Source organism: Cellulomonas sp. zg-ZUI22 (assembly GCF_017353535.1).
Taxonomy (GTDB): domain Bacteria; phylum Actinomycetota; class Actinomycetes; order Actinomycetales; family Cellulomonadaceae; genus Cellulomonas; species Cellulomonas wangleii.
In genome coordinates, this window is sequence record NZ_JAFMUZ010000001.1 from 215,407 (window position 1) to 233,722 (window position 18,316).

An 18,316-nucleotide genomic window follows, 5' to 3' on the forward strand; every position below is an offset into this window, starting at 1 on the left:
CCCGGCGGGACGTCACGTCAGGCGCGGGGGTGATCCGCCGCGTCGTCGGGCTGCGCGTCCTGCCGCGCGGCGAGCGCCTCGCGGACGAAGTCGACGATGCCGTCGGCCGCCGCCTCGATCTCGGCGAGCGTCGTCTCGAAGCCCTCCTCGGGGCCGTACCAGGGATCGTCGACGTCGAGGACGTGCTCGGGCTGACCGGGCTCCGTCGGCGCGGCCGGGTCGAAGGTCCGGAACATGCGGACCCGCCCGGTCAGGGCCGGGTCGCCGTCCGCCAGGCGGCGCAGGGCGCGGGCGTGCGCCGCGGTCATGGGCAGGACGAGGTCCCGCGCGGCGAGGTCGGTCGGACGGGTCTGCCGCGCCCGGTGGCCGTCGCCCGTCGGGTAGCCGTGCCGTCGCAGGACGGCGCGCGCCCGCCAGTCGACCGGGTTGCCGTGCTCCTCGTCGCTGATGCCGGTGGAGTCGACCTGCACCGCGTCGGCCAGGCCGGCCTCCGCGAACCGCTCGCGGAGCACGATCTCCGCCATCGGGGAACGGCAGATGTTGCCGGTGCAGACGGTCATCACGCGGTACGGACTGGTCACCGGGCCATCCTCGCAGCATCCTCGCGACAGCCTGCTGGATCGTTACAACGTGGGGGTGATCCTCATCGACCTCACATTCCCCGCCCTCGGCCGCGCTCGACCCCGGTGAGGTACGGCACGCGCCGCCCCGGGCGGCGGGGCCGGTGCGGCGTCGGAAGATGGTGGGGTGGACCCCGCAGCCGACCGTGCGCAGCGCCTCGTCGCCGCCGTGCGCATGCGCGACGCGGCGACGGTGCTGCACCTGGACGCCGACGCGTTCTTCGCGGCCGTCGAGCAGCGCGACAAGCCGTCGCTGCGGGGCAAGCCGGTGCTGGTCGGCGGGATCGGCGGGCGCGGGGTCGTCTCGACCGCCTCCTACGAGGCGCGGCGGCACGGCGCGCGCTCCGCGATGCCCATGTCACGGGCCCGGCGCCTGAGCCCCGGGGCCGCGGTGCTGACGCCCCGGTTCGCCGCCTACGCCGCGTACTCGCAGGTCATCATGGGGGTCCTGCGGGACCTCACGCCCGCGGTCGAGCCCCTGTCGATCGACGAGGCCTTCGCCGACCTCGCCCTCGCGCCCGGCGACGTCGGGGAGCCGGAGGACGTCGCCGCGCGCGTCCAGGCCCGCGTCACCGAGCTCACCGGACTCACCGTGTCCGTGGGCGTCGGCCGCTCCAAGCTGGTCGCCAAGATCGCGTCCGACCTGCGCAAGCCCGGCGGCGTCGTGGTGGTGCGCCCCGAGGACGAGGACGACGTGCTGCTGCCGCTGGACGTGCGGACCGTGCCCGGGGTCGGCCCCGCGACGCAGGGCGCGCTCGAGCGCCTGGGCGTGCGGACCGTCGCCGACCTGCGCCGCCAGCCGCTCGACACCCTGACGATGACGCTCGGCGAGGCGCACGGCACCGGGCTGTACCTGATGTCCCGCGGGCTGGACGACCGGCCCGTCGTCACGACCTCCGAGCGCAAGTCCGCCGGCGCCGAGCGCACCTTCGCTGCCGACCTGCGCGGCAAGGCCCTGGTGCTGTCGGCCGTCGACGACGTGGTCGACGAGGCGCTGCAGCGCCTGGAGCGGCACGGCGGCGCGGCGCGCACCGTCGTCGCCAAGGTCCGCTACGCCGACTTCTCGACCGTCACGCGCTCCGTGACGTTCCCGCACCCGACGGCCTCGGAGTCCGAGCTGCGCGACGCCGCGCGGCGTGCGGTGCTCGCGGCGGGGGTCGTGGAGCCGGTGCGGCTGCTGGGCGTCGCGTTCCACGCCCTGTCGTCGCACGCCCAGCTGGCCCTCGACCTCGACGCGCACCTGTTCGACGCCCCGCGGCGGGCCGTCGTCGGGGAGCACGACCACGTGGGCGGGCGGCTGGCAGTGGTCGACGCGGCGGCGCCCGCGGGCGACCGGCCGCAGGGCACGGACGGCACGGACGGCACGGAGGGCACGGACGGCGGACCCGACGGCACCGGCCCCGGGCCCGACCACGGCGAGGACCGCACCGGGGACCCCGGCACCGCCGTGCCCGACCCCTCGCAGCCGGCGTCGCTCGACGGCACCCCCGCACCCGACGTCGACGAGGTCGTCGCGGCGCTCGTCGCGGACGACGCGCGGCTGGTGGGCGCGGAGAAGGCCGTCGTCGGCCGCCCGCTCGGCGGATCCGCGGTGGGCCGTCCGCTGGACGCGTCGAACTCCCGGCCGGGGCTGGACGTGGAGCACGCGACCCTCGGACGCGGCTGGGTGGTGCACGTGCGCGGACGCGAGGCCACGGTGCGGTTCGAGACCGCCCTGACACCACCGGCGCGGTCGCGCGTCCTCGACCTGGACACGGACCCGCTCGTGCTCGTCGAGCCGGTGGGCGTCACACCGCCGTCGGCGACACCCGACCACGTCGCACCGTCCGCCTGACGGGCTCGACCAGCGCGGCGACCACCGCGCCGAGCAGCACCCCGGCGACCAGCTGGAGCGCGAGCGCGCCCGGCGTCAGCCCGTCGGCGACGGACGTCAGCACGAGGAAGACCGGGACGATGAGCACCCACCCCGCGACCTCGAGGACGGTCCACCACAGCACACCGCTGCGTCGCCTGCGGACGGTGCCGACCGCCCCCGTGACAGCACCCGCCGCACACACCATCGGGCCGAGGTCCGTGAGCAGGACGGCCAGGACGAGCAGAACGGCGAGCAGGGCCTGCACCACGCGGCGGGCGCGCCGTTCGCCGGACGCGTCGTCGTCGGTGCTGTCCACGGACGCGCTCGCGTCGACGGGTCGCGCCACGGGCATGCCCTCGGGTCCGCTCATGCGCCGATCATGGCCCAGACGCCGTCGTCTCGGGGGTGAACCGGATGACCCGATCGGGTGCTGGGTGAAGAGTTCCTGCCGGGATCCGGCAGGAAGCCTTCACGGTCCGTCGGTCGTGGCCGGTCAGTCGCGGGCGGTCAGGACCACGGGACCGCGCTTGGTGATCGCGACCGTGTGCTCCGCGTGGGCGGCGAGCGACCCGTCGGCGGTGCGGATGGTCCACCCGTCGTCGTCGACGACGTAGTCGTTGCCGCCGGCCATGAACCAGGGCTCGATCGCGATCACCAGGCCCGGCTTGAGCCGGCCGCCGCTGCCGGGGCGCCCGTCGTTCGGCACGTGCGGGTCCTCGTGCATGGTCCGGCCCACGCCGTGCCCGCCGAAGTCGGTGTTCAGCCCGTAGCCACCCTGGCGCGCGATGCGTCCGATCGCCGCCGAGACGTCGCCCATCCGCGCGTTCGGCTGCGCGGCGGCGATGCCGGCGGCCAGCGCCTGCTCGGTCGCCGCGATGAGGCGCTGCGCCTCGGGGGTCTGCGTGCCCAGCTGGAACGTCAGCGCCGAGTCCGCGACCCAGCCCTCGACCTGGCACGCGAAGTCGATGCTCAGCACGTCGCCGTCCTGCAGCACCCGCTCCGACGGCAGGCCGTGCAGCGCGTCGGCGTTGACCGACGTGCACAGGACGCCCGGGTACGGCATCGCCCCGAAGCTCGGGTGGTAGCCCAGGTAGACGGAGTGCGCACCGGCCTTCGCGATCAGCTCGCGGGCGTGCGCGTCGAGGTCGTTCGTCGTCATGCCGACACGGGCGAACTCGCGCAACGACGTCAGGACGTCGGCCACGAACCGCCCCGCGGGGCGCATCTGCTCGATCTCTGCGGGGGACTTGAGTGCCACGGCACCAGCCTCTCATCCGTCGCGGACGCGAGAGGCGGACCCCCGGCGGGCAGGGAACAGCCCGTGGGCCGGACCCCTGACGGGGCCCTGCCGCGAGGGACGAGGTCGCGGCTCCCACGGGCTGCGGTGACTGCCGGTACTCGCCGGCCGCCCTGCCGGCTGGTGCCGGCGGAGCATGAGCGGATCGAGCAGTCCGTCCGATGACTCGGGCGGCTAGCGGGCAGCCACCTCACGCGTCCGGAAAGACTTCATGTCTCGGACCACCTCCCTTCCGTGTACCGACGACGCTACGTCGCGCCCCGCGCGCCGCCAAGGGGTTTTCCCGACGGCTCGCAGCGGGCCGGCGCGTCAGACGGTGGCGGACCGGGAGGCGGCCGCGCCCGCCCCGGCGCGCCGGGACGCGGGCGGGCGTGACATCACCATGGGCGGGGACGCGAGGCCCCGCACCGGGCCGACGTCGACGAACCCGTGCCGCCGGTACAGGCGGCGGTTCTGCTCCGTCGACGACTCGAGGTGGGCGGCGGCGTCCTGCGCGTCGACCACGGCCAACCGGCTGCGCAGCAGCGCCGTGCCGACGCCGGCGCCGCGCGCCCGGGCCGCGACGCCGACCTCCTGCAGGTACCAGTGCGGGGACCGCGGGCGGTGCCGGTCGATCGCGTGCTTGGTGGACGCGGCCCGCAGCAGGCCGCCGATCCCGCAGGCGCGGGCGAAGGACGGCAGCTGCGCGGCGAGCTGCACGACGCTCGTGACCGTGCCCGGGGCCTCCCAGATCGCGACGCCCAGCACGTCCGGGTCGCCCGGGTGCCGGGCGAGGTCGACGGTCGCGTCGGCGACGGCCGGTCGCAGCAGGGCGACGAAGAGGTGCTCCAGGCGGGCCTGCCGGTCGGCCGGCTCCCCGCCTCCCACCAGCGGGGCCGTCACCGGGTCGTCCGCGAACGCCTCGGCCAGGACCACCGCCGCGGCGCCGACGTCGCTCGGTGCAGCGGGGGCGACGATGATCACGGGTTCTCCAGCGGACGGTGCACGACGGGGGCGCGGGGATGCGAGGTGCTCACGCTAGGCCGAGTTGGCCATGCGTCCAAGTCGGTTGGCCAAGTCTGCCTAGGATGGTGCGGTGAGCACGACGGGGAGCGGGTCCCACCGACCCGTCGACGAGCGCCGGGCGCAGCTGCTCGACGCCGCGGTCGCCCTGCTGCGCGAGCAGGGCCTGGCCGGCCTCACCACCCGCGCCGTGACGACCCGGGCCGGCCTGCCGCACGGGATCTTCCACTACGCGTTCGGCTCCAAGGCGGCGCTCGTGCGCGCCCTCGTCGACCGCGAGCTGACCGGCGCCGCGGCGGCCTGGGGAGCCGCCGTCGCCACGGACGACCTGGAGACGGCGCTGCGCCGCGCGGTGCGCGCCCAGCTCGACATCGTCCGCGCCGACCCCGAGCACCAGGCGATGGTGTTCGAGCTGATCCGCGCCGCCCGTGACGACGCGGGACCCAGTGTCGTCACCTGGGAGCGGCAGCAGTACCTGGCGGAGATCGAGCGACAGCTCGCCGCGTGGTCGCAGCACGGGGCCGTCACGTGGTCGGCACCCGTCCCGCACGTGGCCGCACTCGTGCTGTCCGCGTCGGACGGCATCATCCAGGCCTGGGTCGCCGACCACGACGACGAGCGAGCCGACGCGTCGGTCGACCTGCTGGCGCGCGCCGTCGCCTCGCTCGCCGCCACCGCCTGACGCGGTCACCTCACCACTCTCCCCCGGCCACCGCCCGAACCGCACCGCGCGACCGGCCGCAGGGACGCCCCCGGGGCACCGGGGAACGGGCGCGACAGGGGTGCGGCGGACAGCGCATCCCGTCGAGCGGGTCCGGCAGACCCCCTGGTCAGGCGGTCCCCTCTGCGACCGAATGGATGATTTGGTCACGAGTTGGACAGAAGTTCACCACGAACCGGGTGTTTGCCTCTATTGTCCGTTACGCCCGATGGCGCGGCCGCTGCCGTCCGGCACCCGTCCACGCGTCCGCGGCCGAGGAGTGCCCCCGTGAACCCCCGTCTCCCCATCGTCCTCCTGTCCGCCGCAGCGCTGCTCGTGCTGCCCGCCACCGCCGCCACCGCCGGCGGCGGCCACCACGGCTCCACCAAGCCCGGCTACTCGTCCGGCCCGGACAAGGGCAAGCCCGGCTCGAGCAAGCCCGCACCGGGCAAGCCCGGCACCCCGGCGCCCGCACCTGCCGACCTCTGCGGTGGCAAGCGCGCCGGTGAGCAGATCGCGTGGGACTCCTACACGTGCGAGAAGGCGACCGGCTACTTCCTGTACAAGAAGCTGGACACCCGCAAGCCCGCCGCCTTCCACAACAGCGGCCCCCAGCACCGCGTCGCCCTGCACCCCGTGTGGGCGTGGCCGTCGGCGGACGGCTCGCTGCGCCACGGCGCGTCCACCAAGCTGCCGAAGAAGGCGGAGATCATCCCGCTCGAGCTCGGCACCGAGGACGCCGCCGCGGTCTGCGCCGCCCCCGAGGCGTACGGCCTGCAGGTGGACCTGGTGGGCAACGGCATCGCCGGCACGCGCGTCGACCTGGCCACGGTCGTGCCGACCGTGATCGTGCCGCCGAGCAGCGGCTTCGCGCCCGAGATCCTGGCCTACTACGGCCACTACGACGTGAAGAAGCTCGTCGACCTCGGCACGCTGTGCGACGCGGGCGAGGTGGTCCCGGCTCCGGCCCCGGAGCCCACGCCCGAGCCGACCCAGGCGCCGACGCCGACGCCCGAGCCGTCGGTCACGCCCACGCCCAGCCCCGAGCCGACACCGGTCGAGGAGGTCGTCGTGGCACCCGAGCCCAGCCCGACGCCGACGGAGCGCGCCGAGGTGCTGCCCGCACCGGCCGAGACGCCGACCCCCGCGGTGACCACCCCGTCGGCACCGACGCCCACGCCCACCGCGACCGAGCGCGCCGAGGTCCTGTCCGCGACGGACGACGGCGACACGCTCGCCGCGACCGGTGCGCAGGTCGCGGTCGGCCTGCTCGCCGCCCTCGCCGCCATCGCCGGTGGTGCCGCACTCGTCCTGGCGCGCCGTCGGCAGTCCACGGACGGCTGATCGCACCGCTGACCGTCCGGGCGCCGGCCACCACCGGCAGCCCGGCGGTCAGCCGGCGCGGGCCCGGCGTGGGGCCCGCGCCGAACCCCACCCGTGGACGCTGCGGCGTCCGCCCCCCGTCACCCCCCGGTCCCTCCCCCCTGGCCGGGGGGTGACGCACGTCCCGGTCCGGTCGCACCGACCTCACAGGTCCGCAGGGCCCGGGCCGGCGTCGTCCTGCGCGCCGACGGGCTGCTGACGGGCGCGGCCGACAAGGGGCCGTCAGGGCACCGGGTCGGTAGCGTGGACACAGTGGGTCGCCCGCTGGTGGTCGAGCTCGACGACGAGCCGGACGCTCCCGCCCCGCGACCGGTCCGGGAGCCCCGTGGTCGCCGGTGGTGGGTGGCGCTCCTGCTCGTCGTCGCCCTGGTGCTGGTGGTGGCCCAGGTCGTCGCCGACGCCCGGGAGCGTGACCAGAACGCCGCGCTGGCCCTGGTCCCGGGTGTCCTGGTGCCGCTGGCCGTCGCGCCGCAGCCGGCATGGCGCCTGGACGCCGACACGTACGACGTGACGGTGGTCGGTGCGCAGCTGCTGGAGGAGCGGCTGCTCCCCGACGGGTCGATGCTGCTGACGTCGCGGGACGGCACGACGGGGTCGCCGGGGTGGACCGCCTCGTTGCTCGCCGCCCCCGACCCCCCGCTGCCGCCGGCGGCGGCGCGCTACGGGCTCGACTGCACCGACGGTCCCGCGCTGCCGCGCCGGGTGGTGTGCCTCATGCACGACGCGACGGCGGTGCGCACCCGCGACGGTGACGCCGCGGGGTCGTCGACGGCCACGAGCGAGCCTGCCACCAGGGCGGAGATCGCCGTGGTGGACACCGCCACGGGCACCGTCACGGACCGCTACCCGGCGGGGTCGGGTGACACCGTGGCGGCGGCGCTGGCCGTCGTCGGCGGGACCGTCGTGCTCGCGGCACCGCAGCCCGACGGGACCTCCGTGTGGTCGCTCGACGCCACCACGGGCGAGGAGCGGTGGCGCGTGCACGCCGACACCGGCAGCGGCGGGGGGTGGCTGCGGTGGGGCGCCGAGGTGCGGGTCGTGCCCGTCGGGGACGACGCGGTCGCCGTCCTGGGCGGTGGTGCCGAGCTGCTGGACGCCGCCGACGGCGCGACGCTGGGCTCGGCCGGGGTGCTGTCGACCGTGCAGGGCACGACCCCCGACGGTCGTGCGCTCGTCGTGGAGGTGGAGGGCCGCACCCGGTTGGTCGGGCGGGACCTGGACGTGGACCTCGACGGCAACCCCGTCCCCGTGACCTTCGACGACGCGAGCGCGCCCGCGCTGACCCTGACCACCGGCGGCGGGCTGCGCGCGTGGGACGTCACGAGCGGGGAGTCCCGGTGGCACGCCACGGCGGCGGTCAGCACGCGGGAGGCGGTGGTCCTCACGGGCCGCGTGCACGTGCACGACGGCAACGAGGTCACCACCCTCGACGCCCGCACCGGTGTGGTGCTCTGGGACGCGTCGGCGACCGAGCTGCTCGGTGAGGACCTGCGCGTCACCGGCGTCGCCACGGACGGGGTGCGGCTCGTGGTCACCGGGATCGACAGGCTCGGCTCCCGCGCGGTGGTCGTCGCCGTCGACCCGGCCGACGGCGCACCGGTCTGGCGCACGGAGGTCCCCGACGCGGCGGCCGTCGCGGACATCGAGGGTCTGCTGCTGCTGTGGACGGGGGACGACGTGGCCGTGCTGCGCTGACGGCGCGCCTACGCCACGGGCAGCCCGAGGAGCCAGCGTGCCTCGCGGCGCAGCAGCGCGGCGCGCGCGGCGCTGCCGTACGAGCCCACGTCGTGCCCGAGCGCGTCGTACACCGCCCGTCCGCCCGGGGCGACCCACACCACCGGGTGCGTCGCGCCGCCCTCCTCGTGCGTGACCAGCACGTGCGCGTCGGGCGCGACGACCAGGTCGGTGTACCGCTCGTCGTCGACGACGAGCGGCCCCAGCCCGTCGGTCAGCGGGTGCCCGGTGCGGACGTCGAACGCGGTGACCGACTGCGGCGGGTGCCACGAGGTCCCCTCGACCCACCGGCCACCGACCACGTGCTCCCACCACGGGCTGTCCCCGAACGTGTTGGCCGCCTGGTGCAGCGCGAGGACGGGGCCGCCGGCGGCTGCGTGGTCCCGCACGCGCTCGTGCAGCGGCAGCCAGGTCGCGTCGTCGTCGTCCGCGGTCCCCCGGCCGGCGTTGACGACCAGCAGGTGGGCGGGCGTCAGGCCGGTGAGCGCGTCCGGGAAGGTGCTGCGCACGTCGACGTCGAGGCCCGCCGCGGTGAGCTCCAGGGCGACGCGGTGGGACGTCGCCGCGTGGTCGTGCCACGGGTCGCCGTACCGGCCGCGGCCCGCCAGCACCAGGGCACGCGGCGGTACGGCGGGGCTCATCGCGACCCGTCCACGGGGTCGGGGTACAGCGCGAGCGCGGCCGCCAGGACGCCGAGGGCCACCCCGGTGCGGGTGTGCGGCAGCCGCACCCCCGACGCGCGGCGGGCCTCGCCGCGGCGGAACAGGGCCCGCTCGATGCCGACGGTCAGCGCGACCGACGTGGCAGCGCCCGCGAGCGCGCCGCCGGTGAGGGCGGCACGCCAGCCCGGGGGCACGCTCCGCCACGCCTCGGACAGCGCGCCGCGCGGGGCGTCGGCGCCGTCCGGCACCGTGCCGCCGGAGGGCGAGCCGGCATCGGATCCTGCCCCGGGCGCCCCCGCTGCGGCGTCGCGCGTCGCCCGCCACCCGCGGTAGGCCTCCGGCACGCCCGCGGCGGTGACCACCAGCACGCAGGCCGCCTTGGCCCAGCCGCGCGCCCGCCGCGAGCGCAGCAGGTCGGGCGTCGCGTAGTAGCCGACGGTGCCCACGCCCGCCACGACGGCGGCGGTGATGCGGGCGGACTCGGTGCTCATGGGGTGCGCTCCTCGGTCGGTGGGTGCGCCCGGGTCAACGACGGGCGGCCCCCAGGGTTCCCACCCTCACCCACGGCGCCCACCCCGACCCGGGATACTGGTCCCATGACCGGCGTCTCCTCCGCCCGGTGCCCCTGCGGCAGCGGCCTGCCCCTCGCGGAGTGCTGCGCGCCGCTGCACGCCGGCGAGCGCGCCGCCGGCACGGCCGAGCAGCTCATGCGGTCCCGGTTCAGCGCGTTCGCGCTCGGCGACGCGGCCTACCTGCGGCGTTCCTGGCACCCCTCGACCCGGCCCGCGGACCTCGTGCTGGACGACGACGTGCGCTGGTACCGCCTGGACGTGCTCGCCACGTCCGGCGGTGGCGCGTTCGACACCGCCGGGACGGTCGAGTTCGAGGCGTTCTGGCGCAGCCCGGCCGGTCGTGGGTCGATGCGGGAGGTCAGCCGGTTCGTCCGCGGGGACGAGGGGTGGCAGTACGTGGACGGCGACGCACGTCCGACCGGCTGACGTCCTCCTCGGCCCCGCCCCCTCAGCGCAGCCCGTCCCAGCGCATCGGGTTGGACCGCGTCGAGGCCAGCAGGAACCAGGACGTCGCCCCGACGTGCTGCACCTGGAAGTAGCCGAACCCGAACCCGCTGTCGAGCAGGCTGGACGCGGCGACGACCCCGCCGTCGACCTCGACGCCCCCTAGGTGCTGCCCGCCGCCGAGCACGTCCTGGGCGTGCCGCACCTGCGCCAGCAGGGCCTCGGCGCGCTGCCGGTCGCCGCGACGGTCCCGGTCCAGCAGCGACGTCGCCAGCTGCGCCGTGCCCTCGAGCCACACCCCCTGCGGGTGCACGGTGATGCCGTTGTACTGCGCGGTCGAGGTGAGCGACGCGGTGCTGAAGGTGACGCCGGAGACCTGCTCGCCGTCGGGCAGCTGGGACGTCGGGGCCGCGGCGTCGTCCGTGACCGCGAGCGCGGAGGCCGCCCAGTCGAGCGCGGGGTCGTAGCGGCGGTCGCCGATCGCGAGGCGGCTCCACGTGGCGGGGTCCAGCGGGACGGGGTCGCGGTTGATCTCGACGCCGTCGTTGGTGCCCGTCCAGAACCAGCCCGAGGCGGGCTCCCACATGCGCTCGACGAACCGGCGCGCGTGCTCGACGGCACCGCCCCAGCGCCGGTCGCCGGTGGCCTTTCGCAGCATGGTGAAGAAGGCGACGCAGTCGACGTTGTGCTCGGTGGAGCCGTTGGGGACGGGCTGGTTCGCGCCGTCGACGCCGAAGGAGAAGCCGCCCAGCGGAGCCGTCGACCAGGTGGTCGCGGTGATCCACTCGCCGATGCGCACCGCCCCGTCGCGGTACCGCGGGTCACGCGTCGCGCGGTAGAGCTGGAGCAGGGCGATGCCCGGCCAGGCCATGTCCCCCACCGCGGTGCCGAGGAACCCGAACTGCCAGCCGACGTTCGCGGCACCGTCGGCGCGCACGAACCCGTCGGGCTGGGGCGAGCCGTCGTAGAAGGTGTACGGGCCGACGTTGTAGCCCTGCCGCAGGCGGCCGTCCGCGTGGTCGGGGTCGTGCTCCTGCGCGAAGAGCAGGCCGTCGCCGATCACCCGTGCGGTCTCGACGCTGCCGCGACGCCCGTCGGCGAGCAGGGCGCAGACCGCCAGGGCGTTGTCGTAGACGAACGCGGTGGAGAACAGGCCGAGCTCGTCGGTGTAGCTCTGCGCGAGCCGGGGGCCCGTGTTGAGAGCCGGGTACGCGTCCGTGGCCGCCCGGACGAACGCGACCGCCGCACGTTCGGCGCCCGCCGGGCCGCCGTGGTGCCGGGGCGGACCGGGGTGCACCGGGGGTCGCGGTCCCCACCCGCGCCCGTCGTGCGCGCCGGCCGCACCGGCCCCGGCGACGACCGCGACGGCCGCGCCGGCCACCGCGAGGAACGTGCGCCGACGCAGGTCCGGTCCGCCCGGGGGCGGGGTGGGGCGGGACGTGGCGTGGACCTGCGGGCTCTCGGGCATGCGCGCTCCCCGGTGACTGAGGTGGCCGTCGCGTCGTCGCGACCCCTCGCCAGGCTAGGGAACGGACACCTCCGGAGGGAAGGTGCACCGCCGGAGCAACCGGACCGCACGCGGGGCCGGGTGGTGCGCGCACCGGCACGACGACGAGGCCGGCCGCAGAGGGGTGCGGGCCGGCCTCGTCGCGTCGTGCCCGGTCAGCCGACCGGTGTCGCCACCGGGTGCTCGACGCACCAGCGGAACGTCTCGCGGATCGCGGCCACGACGTCGTCGGGCTCCATGCCCAGCGTGGAGGCCGTCGGCTCGATGTCGCTCACGGCGTCGCGGTCCTGGAAGCGCAGCGAGTCGACCACGTGGATGCCGTGCTCCGTGCCCTGCGCGGCGGCGGCCGCGTCGGCCTGGGGGCCGTACGGCAGCATCGCCTCGAGCGGCACGACGACGACGTCCTGCGGGTCGCGGCCGACCGCCTCGCACGCCAGCCGGTACAGCTCGGCGTACGTCAGGTCGTACCCGTTGATCGCGTAGCGGGCACCGTGCGTGCCGGACTCCATCGCACCGACGGCCGCCTGCGCGACCTGCCGGACGGTGACGGACGACGTCGAGCCACCGAGGACCGCGACGGGCCCGGGCGCCTGCACCCGGTCGAGGACGAACTGCCACAGGGGCCGGCGCTGCCCGACGAGCCCGAAGATGTACGGCAGCCGCAGGACCATGACGTCCATGGCGCCGTCGCCCTCGAGGTACGCGGCCTCCTCCTGCGCCAGGCGGGTGCGGGGGTAGCCGTTGTGGGTGCGGTAGCCCAGGTCGTCGAAGCGCTCGGCGAACTCGGCGGTGTAGGAGCCGAACAGCACGAACCGCGTGACGCCCGCCGCGCGCGCGAGGCGGGCCATGCGCTGCGTCGGGCGGACGTTCGCCTCGTGGAAGAAGTGCGCGGCGGGGGCCGGCGGGACCGTGCGCTCGTCGGCGCCCGCGGCGTAGACGACCGCGTCCATGTCCGTGAGCAGCGACGTCAGCTCGTCGTCCGTCATCGTCGCCACGTCGCCCCACAGCGCCTGGACGCCGTCCGGGAACGTGATGTCGGTCGCGACCGGCGGCAGCGACAGGCTCGTGACGCGGTGCCCGCGGGCGACCAGCTCGAGGACCGTGTGGAAGCCGAGGAGACCGGAGCCTCCGACGACCAGGACGCTGCTCATGACGCACTTCCCTTTCGACGCGGGCCACGTGCCGTGGCCTCGTCCCGAAGTCTTCGGCGTCGTCGCAGCGGGTGCCTGGGTCCTCGGTCCCGCGGATCCGCCCACCGGCGTGGCGAGCGGCCTCAGCGGCGCTCGGACGGCTCCGGGACGAGCGCGCCCGCCGCGGCCAGCACACCCATGACGACCCCGGTGCGGGTGTGGGCGAACCGCACGCCCGCCGCCGCGCGCGCCTGACCCCGGCGGTAGACCCAGCGCTCGAACGCGACGGTGCCGGCCGTCGCGACGACCACGAGCACCGCCGCGACGCCCACCGCGGCGGCACGCTGGGACGCGCTGGGGCGACCGGTCAGGCCGTCCTCGTGGCCGGGCAGCACGTCGGTGCCGGCGGTCCCGGCGTCGGACGGGTCGCTCACCGCGGCGTCGGGGTCGGCGTCGGAGCGGGGCTGGGCGTCGAGCACGTCGCCCGCGCCGTCCCGCGACGAGACGCCGGCGAATGCCTCTCGCCAGGACGTGCGCTTCTCCTCCCAGCCCGCCCGCGTGGTGGGCATGGCCTCCATCGTGGTCATGCCCAGGCCCAGCAGGGCGGTCTTCAGCCAGAAGCGCGCCGCGCGGGAGCTCACGACGTCCGGCACCGCGTAGTAGGCGGTCGTGGTCAGCCCCGCCACGAGGGCGTCGCGGGCACGGTTCCGGTCGGTCGTCCCAGGTGTGCTGTCGTCCATGCCGTCACGCTAGCCAGCGGCGAGCCGCACCCGCGTCGATCGCGCGGACGACCCGCGGTCCGTCCCGCGGCGGGTGCTCGCCCGCATGGCATCGTGGGTGGTGCCATGCCCTCCTACCTGACGATCGCCCGCGACGGCGAGGCGACCCTCGAGATCAAGCGCTCCCGGTTCCTGTGCACGCTGCGCCGGGTCGAGCAGGAGAGCGACGCACGCGCGCTGGTCGAGGAGATGCGCAAGACCCACTGGGACGCGCGCCACCACTGCTCGGCGTTCGTCATCGGCCCGGACGCGATGCTGCAGCGGTCGTCCGACGACGGTGAGCCGGCCGGGACCGCGGGCGCCCCGATGCTCGAGGTGCTGCGCGGGCACCGGGTGAGCGACGTCGCGGTGGTCGTCACGCGGTGGTTCGGCGGGATCCTGCTGGGCGCGGGCGGGCTGGTGCGGGCGTACGGCGACGCGGTGTCCGCGGGGCTGGCCGAGGTCGGCACGCTCGAGCGCCGGCTGCTCCAGGAGTGGGCGGTGCGCCTCGACCACACCGAGGCGGGGCGTGTCGAGGGCGAGCTGCGTGCCCGGGGTGTCGAGGTGCTCGAGGCCACGTACGCGCAGGACGTCCGGCTGCTGCTGGGCGTCGAGGACCCGCAGGCGCTGGTGGCCCCCCTCGCGGCGCTCACCTCGGGCCGGGTCGTGCCCGAGCGTGTCGGCGAGCGGTGGGTCGACCGGCGCTGACAGCAGGCCACCGGCCACCGGACGGCGGGGAACGGGCGGCTCAGTCCCGCACCGACCGGTAGAACGCCCGCAGGTCGGCGACGAGCAGGTCCGGCGCGTCGAGCGTCGCGAAGTGGCTGCCCCGGGGGTGCTCCGTCCAGTGGACGAGGGTGTGCCGGCGCTCGGCGACCGACCGCAGCATCGGGTCGGTGGGGAAGAGCGCGACACCGGTCGGCACCGCGCTGCGCACCGGCGGGTGAGCGCCCGCTCGGCGGTTCTCGAGGTAGAGGTTCGCCGCCGTCGCCGACGTCCCGGTCACCCACGTCCACGTCGCGAGGTCGAGCACGTCGCCCGGGTCGACGTCGCCGAACGGCGGGCGCGCCGGGTCGGACCAGTCGTGGACCTTGTCGAGGATCCACGCGAGCTGCCCGACCGGGGAGTCCGAGAGCGCGTGCCCCAGGGTGTGCGGCCGCGTGGCCTGCAGCGCCGCGTACCCGCCGTCCGCCGCGGCCCGACGCCGTGCCCACGCGAGGCGCTCCGCCTCCGCCGCACCGAGCGGACCGACCGGGTCAGGGACGTCGAGGTTGCCGTGCAGGTGCACGCCGACGACGCGGTCCGGCGCGAGCGCCCCCACGAGCGGTGAGACCACCGACCCGGTGTCGCCCCCGGCCGCGCCGAACCTGTCGTACCCGAGCCGGGTCATGAGCTCGACCCAGGCGCGCGCGACCCGCTGGTGGTCCCACCCGGGTGTCAGCGGCGTCGACCGGCCCGCACCGGGCACCGAGGGCGCGACGACGTGGAACGCGTCGGCGGGGTCGCCGCCGTGCCGCGCCGGGTCGGTGAGCGGCCCGAGGACCGGCAGCAGGTCGACGACACCTCCGGGCCATCCGTGCGTGAGGAGGAGCGGCAGCGCACCGGGTTCGGCGGACCGCACGTGCAGCAGGTGCAGGCGCTGCCCGTCGACGACCGTCGTCCACTCCCCCGCCGCCCGCACCCGGTCCTCGGTGGCGCGCCAGTCGTACGCGTCCGCCCACCGCTGGACCAGCGGTCGCAGCGCGTCGAGGGGGACACCGCGCTCCCAGCCCGAGCCGAGCACCTGCTCCGACCACCGGGTGCGCCGCAGCCGGTCGCGCAGGTCGTCGAGGACGCGTTGCGGCACACGCACGTCGAGCGGCTCGACGACCGTCCCCGCGAGACCGGCGCGACCCGGACCGGCGGTGTCCTCGTCACCCATCTCGCGATCGTCGCGCGGACCACCGACACCCGGTCAGTCCGGCTGCACCTCGGCCACCTGCCCGTCCTCGACGTGCCACCGACGCGTGAGCCGCACGGTGTCGAGCATCCGCCGGTCGTGCGTGACCAGCAGGATCGTGCCGTCGAACGACTCCATCGCCTGCTCGAGCTGCTCGATCGCCGGCAGGTCCAGGTGGTTCGTCGGCTCGTCGAGGACCAGGAGGTTGACGCCGCGGGCCTGCAGCAGCGCCAGCGCGGCGCGCGTGCGCTCCCCGGGGGAGAGCGACGCCGCCGGGCGCCCGACCTGGTGCCCGGCGAGACCGAACTTGGCCAGCAGCGTCCGGACGTCGGCGGTCGTCCAGTCCGGCACCTGCCGGGCGAACGCCTCCCCCACCGGCTCGTCGCCCTCGAACGCGGCGCGCGCCTGGTCGACCTCACCGACGAGCACGCCGGGGCCGAGCGCCGCGGATCCCTCGTCGGGGTCGACGCGTCCCAGCAGCAGCGCCAGCAGCGTGGACTTGCCGGACCCGTTGGGCCCGGTGACCGCGACCCGGTCCTGCCAGTCGAGCTGCAGGTCGACGGGCCCGAGGACGAAGTCCCCGCGCCGGACCACCGCCGCCCGGGTGGTCGCGACGACGGCCCCGGAGCGCGGCGCGGTGGCGATGCTCATGCGCAGCTGCCACTCCTTGCGCGGCTCCTCGACCGTCTCCAGCCGCTCGATCATGCGGTCGGTCTGGCGTGCCTTGGACGCCTGCTTCTCCGACGTCTCCCCACGGTGGTGCTTGACGAACTTGTCGTTGTCGCTGGCCTTGCGCCGCGCGTTGCGCACGCCCTTCTCCATCCACGCGCGCTGCATCCGCGCCCGGCCCGCGAGCGCGTCGCGGCGGCCGGCGTAGTCCTCGTACGCCTCGCGCGCCTGGCGGCGGGCCGTCGAGCGCTCCTCCAGGTACGCGTCGTACGAGCCGCCGTAGGTGGCCACGCGCTGCAGGCTGCGGTCGATCTCGACGACCGTCGTGACCGTCCGCGCCAGGAACTCCCGGTCGTGGCTGACGACGACGATCGGCGCCTGCGCGCGCTCGACGAACTCCTCGAGCCGGTCCAGGCCGTCAGCGTCCAGGTCGTTGGTCGGCTCGTCGAGCAGGTACAGGTCGAAGCGTGACAGCAGCAGCGCCGCCAGGCCCACGCGCGCGGCCTGCCCGCCGGACAGCGCCGTCATCGGCAGGTCCAGGTCGACCGCGAGCCCGAGGTCGTCGGCGACGACGCCGAGCCGGGCGTCGAGGTCGGCGCCGCCGAGCGCCATCCAGCGCTCCAGCGCGTGCGTGAACTCGTCGGCCGCGTCGGGGGCGTCGGCCGCGAGCGCGTCGGACGCCGCGTCCATCGCCTGCTGCGCGTCGGCGACGCCCGTGCGCCGCTCGAGGAACCCGCGGACCGTCTCGTCGGGGTGCCGCTCGACCTCCTGCACGAGGTACCCCACCTGCGCCGTCGGCGGCGACAGGGCGATCGAGCCCGCCTCGGGGGCGCGCTGACCGGCGAGGATGCGCAGGAGGGTCGTCTTGCCGGCGCCGTTGGGGCCGACGAGCCCCACGACGTCACCGGGCGCGACGACGAGGTCGAGGCCCGAGAACAGCTCGCGGTCGCCGAACGCCGCGGCCACATCCTTGGCCTGGAGGGTCGCACTCATGGGCTCATGATGCCCGGGCCTCGGCAGGGCATGACCGTGATTTCCGCCGCGGCCGCCCGGTGCGCCGCGTTCGGAGGGGCGACGACGGCCCGGCCCGCGAGGACCGGGCCGTCGTCCCGCACCCGGCTGGGCGGGCGTGAAACCCCGAGGGAGTCGTAGGCGGAGGACGTCACCGCGCCGGCCGGGACTCCGACCTCCTTCGTCGGAGGCGCGCGACTGGACGGCGACCCTGTCGGCTGACGCGCCCGAGGCGCCGGCGCCCGCCTTGGTGCAGGAGTAGCCGACCTCCGCGACGACCGCACCGGCCGCGTTCCCCGCGGGGTCCGTCCGCAAGCACCACGGGGTCACGACACCCGGACGGTCCTGCGATCAGCCACGGGGGGCGACGAGGAGATCGTGTGGACGTCCTGCCACCGTCGTCACGGCCGACGTCCTGGAACGACAGACTCGCGCCGTGCGCTACTACCTGGAGGCCTTCGCGGGCCGGTTCGTCGTGCTCGCCGTGCTGATGGCGTTCGCCGTCCTCGGCGTCGTCGTCCTGGGTGTGCGCGACGTGCGCAGCGGGGGGACGTGGTCGTCGTTCCTGCTACGGGTCGCGCCGCGCGCCGTGTTCGTGGTCCTCGCGGTCGCCACCGGGTTCGCGACCCTGACCCCGTTGGGCACGGGCGAGGGCCGCGCCGTCGACCTGGTGCCCCTGCGCTCGGCCCTGGCCGCGGGGGTGAGCTCGACGACGTGGGCGCAGGTGGCCGGGAACCTCGCCCTGCTGTCCTGGCTCGGCCTGCTGCTGCCGGTGGTGTCGTGCCGCCTCGCCACGGTCCCGCGCACCACCGCCGTCGTCGCCGCGACGTCCGCCGCCGTCGAGGCCGCCCAGTACGTGCTCGGCCTGGGCCGCTACTCCACCGTCGACGACGTCCTGCTCAACACCCTGGGCGGCGCCGTCGCGGCCGTCGTCGGGGTGCACCTGCTCGCGCCTCGGCTGCGGCGGGGCCGGGACGGCCGGGTGCGCGCTCCAGGCGGGGTCGTCGCGGAGCCGTCGTGAGCGGCTGAGCAC

The 18,316-nt window shown here is 76.0% G+C and carries 18 protein-coding genes; 7 read left to right on the top strand and 11 right to left on the bottom strand.

Features of this window, described 5'->3' with window-relative positions; all coding sequences use genetic code 11:
* Positions 1-17: 17 nt before the first annotated feature.
* Positions 18-560, bottom strand: coding sequence for a low molecular weight protein-tyrosine-phosphatase (locus tag J1G43_RS00995; protein WP_207378253.1), 543 nt, complete (start codon positions 558-560; stop codon positions 18-20).
* Between the two features lie 187 nt (positions 561-747).
* Between J1G43_RS00995 and J1G43_RS01000 the strand changes: the two genes are divergently transcribed.
* Positions 748-2,454: a DNA polymerase IV gene (locus J1G43_RS01000; RefSeq protein WP_207377770.1), complete on the top strand. Its 1,707-nt coding sequence runs from the start codon at positions 748-750 to the stop codon at positions 2,452-2,454.
* Here J1G43_RS01000 and J1G43_RS01005 read toward each other — a convergent pair.
* From J1G43_RS01005 to J1G43_RS01015, 3 genes are all read right to left on the bottom strand, one after another.
* On the bottom strand, positions 2,408-2,845 hold the full coding sequence (locus J1G43_RS01005) for a hypothetical protein (RefSeq protein WP_207377771.1): 438 nt from the start codon (positions 2,843-2,845) through the stop codon (positions 2,408-2,410). The genes J1G43_RS01000 and J1G43_RS01005 overlap by 47 nt on opposite strands.
* A gap of 123 nt (positions 2,846-2,968) precedes the next feature.
* Positions 2,969-3,733: a type I methionyl aminopeptidase gene (map, locus tag J1G43_RS01010; protein WP_207340106.1), complete on the bottom strand. Its 765-nt coding sequence runs from the start codon at positions 3,731-3,733 to the stop codon at positions 2,969-2,971.
* 348 nt (positions 3,734-4,081) lie between these two features.
* A complete protein-coding gene (locus tag J1G43_RS01015; protein ID WP_207377772.1) occupies positions 4,082-4,735 on the bottom strand; it encodes an N-acetyltransferase in 654 nt (217 codons plus the stop codon).
* A gap of 112 nt (positions 4,736-4,847) precedes the next feature.
* Between J1G43_RS01015 and J1G43_RS01020 the strand changes: the two genes are divergently transcribed.
* The 3 genes from J1G43_RS01020 to J1G43_RS01030 all read left to right on the top strand — a co-directional run bounded on the left by J1G43_RS01020 (position 4,848) and on the right by J1G43_RS01030 (position 8,552).
* Positions 4,848-5,456, top strand: a complete 609-nt coding sequence (locus tag J1G43_RS01020) for a TetR/AcrR family transcriptional regulator (RefSeq protein ID WP_207340104.1) — start codon at positions 4,848-4,850, stop codon at positions 5,454-5,456.
* Between the two features lie 306 nt (positions 5,457-5,762).
* The gene (locus J1G43_RS19305; protein ID WP_207377773.1) at positions 5,763-6,818 is read left to right on the top strand and encodes an LPXTG cell wall anchor domain-containing protein; all 1,056 of its coding nucleotides are present in this window, start codon (positions 5,763-5,765) and stop codon (positions 6,816-6,818) included.
* 291 nt (positions 6,819-7,109) lie between these two features.
* Positions 7,110-8,552, top strand: a complete 1,443-nt coding sequence (locus J1G43_RS01030) for a PQQ-binding-like beta-propeller repeat protein (RefSeq protein ID WP_207369670.1) — start codon at positions 7,110-7,112, stop codon at positions 8,550-8,552.
* Between the two features lie 8 nt (positions 8,553-8,560).
* On the opposite strand, the gene J1G43_RS01035 is transcribed toward J1G43_RS01030, so the two are convergent.
* Positions 8,561-9,232 carry a ThuA domain-containing protein gene (locus tag J1G43_RS01035; RefSeq protein WP_207340101.1) on the bottom strand — a complete coding sequence of 224 codons (672 nt, stop codon included), beginning with the start codon at positions 9,230-9,232 and terminating at the stop codon, positions 8,561-8,563.
* On the bottom strand, positions 9,229-9,744 hold the full coding sequence (locus J1G43_RS01040) for a hypothetical protein (RefSeq protein ID WP_207340100.1): 516 nt from the start codon (positions 9,742-9,744) through the stop codon (positions 9,229-9,231). Before J1G43_RS01040 ends, J1G43_RS01035 begins: the two co-directional genes overlap by 4 nt.
* A gap of 105 nt (positions 9,745-9,849) precedes the next feature.
* Here J1G43_RS01040 and J1G43_RS01045 point away from each other — a divergent pair, with 105 nt between their 5' ends.
* Positions 9,850-10,251, top strand: coding sequence for a YchJ family protein (locus J1G43_RS01045; protein WP_207369671.1), 402 nt, complete (start codon positions 9,850-9,852; stop codon positions 10,249-10,251).
* A 22-nt stretch (positions 10,252-10,273) separates the two neighbouring features.
* Here the strand turns inward: J1G43_RS01045 and J1G43_RS01050 are convergent, their stop codons facing one another.
* The 3 genes from J1G43_RS01050 to J1G43_RS01060 form a co-directional block, all read right to left on the bottom strand.
* On the bottom strand, positions 10,274-11,737 hold the full coding sequence (locus J1G43_RS01050) for a Tat pathway signal sequence domain protein (RefSeq protein ID WP_242635182.1): 1,464 nt from the start codon (positions 11,735-11,737) through the stop codon (positions 10,274-10,276).
* Positions 11,738-11,931: 194 nt separating this feature from the next.
* Positions 11,932-12,927, bottom strand: coding sequence for an NAD(P)-dependent oxidoreductase (locus tag J1G43_RS01055; protein WP_207340097.1), 996 nt, complete (start codon positions 12,925-12,927; stop codon positions 11,932-11,934).
* Positions 12,928-13,049: 122 nt separating this feature from the next.
* Positions 13,050-13,646, bottom strand: coding sequence for a hypothetical protein (locus tag J1G43_RS01060; protein ID WP_207377774.1), 597 nt, complete (start codon positions 13,644-13,646; stop codon positions 13,050-13,052).
* A gap of 105 nt (positions 13,647-13,751) precedes the next feature.
* Between J1G43_RS01060 and J1G43_RS01065 the strand changes: the two genes are divergently transcribed.
* A complete protein-coding gene (locus J1G43_RS01065; protein ID WP_207377775.1) occupies positions 13,752-14,372 on the top strand; it encodes a YigZ family protein in 621 nt (206 codons plus the stop codon).
* 40 nt (positions 14,373-14,412) lie between these two features.
* On the opposite strand, the gene J1G43_RS01070 is transcribed toward J1G43_RS01065, so the two are convergent.
* Positions 14,413-15,585, bottom strand: a complete 1,173-nt coding sequence (locus J1G43_RS01070; protein ID WP_207377776.1) for an epoxide hydrolase family protein — start codon at positions 15,583-15,585, stop codon at positions 14,413-14,415.
* A gap of 33 nt (positions 15,586-15,618) precedes the next feature.
* Complete coding sequence (locus J1G43_RS01075; RefSeq protein WP_207377777.1) at positions 15,619-17,265, bottom strand: ABC-F family ATP-binding cassette domain-containing protein; 1,647 nt, start codon at positions 17,263-17,265, stop codon at positions 15,619-15,621.
* Positions 17,266-17,719: 454 nt separating this feature from the next.
* On the opposite strand from J1G43_RS01075, the gene J1G43_RS01080 reads away from it, so the two are divergent.
* Positions 17,720-18,304, top strand: a complete 585-nt coding sequence (locus tag J1G43_RS01080; RefSeq protein WP_207377778.1) for a VanZ family protein — start codon at positions 17,720-17,722, stop codon at positions 18,302-18,304.
* The last annotated feature ends 12 nt before the right edge of the window (positions 18,305-18,316 follow it).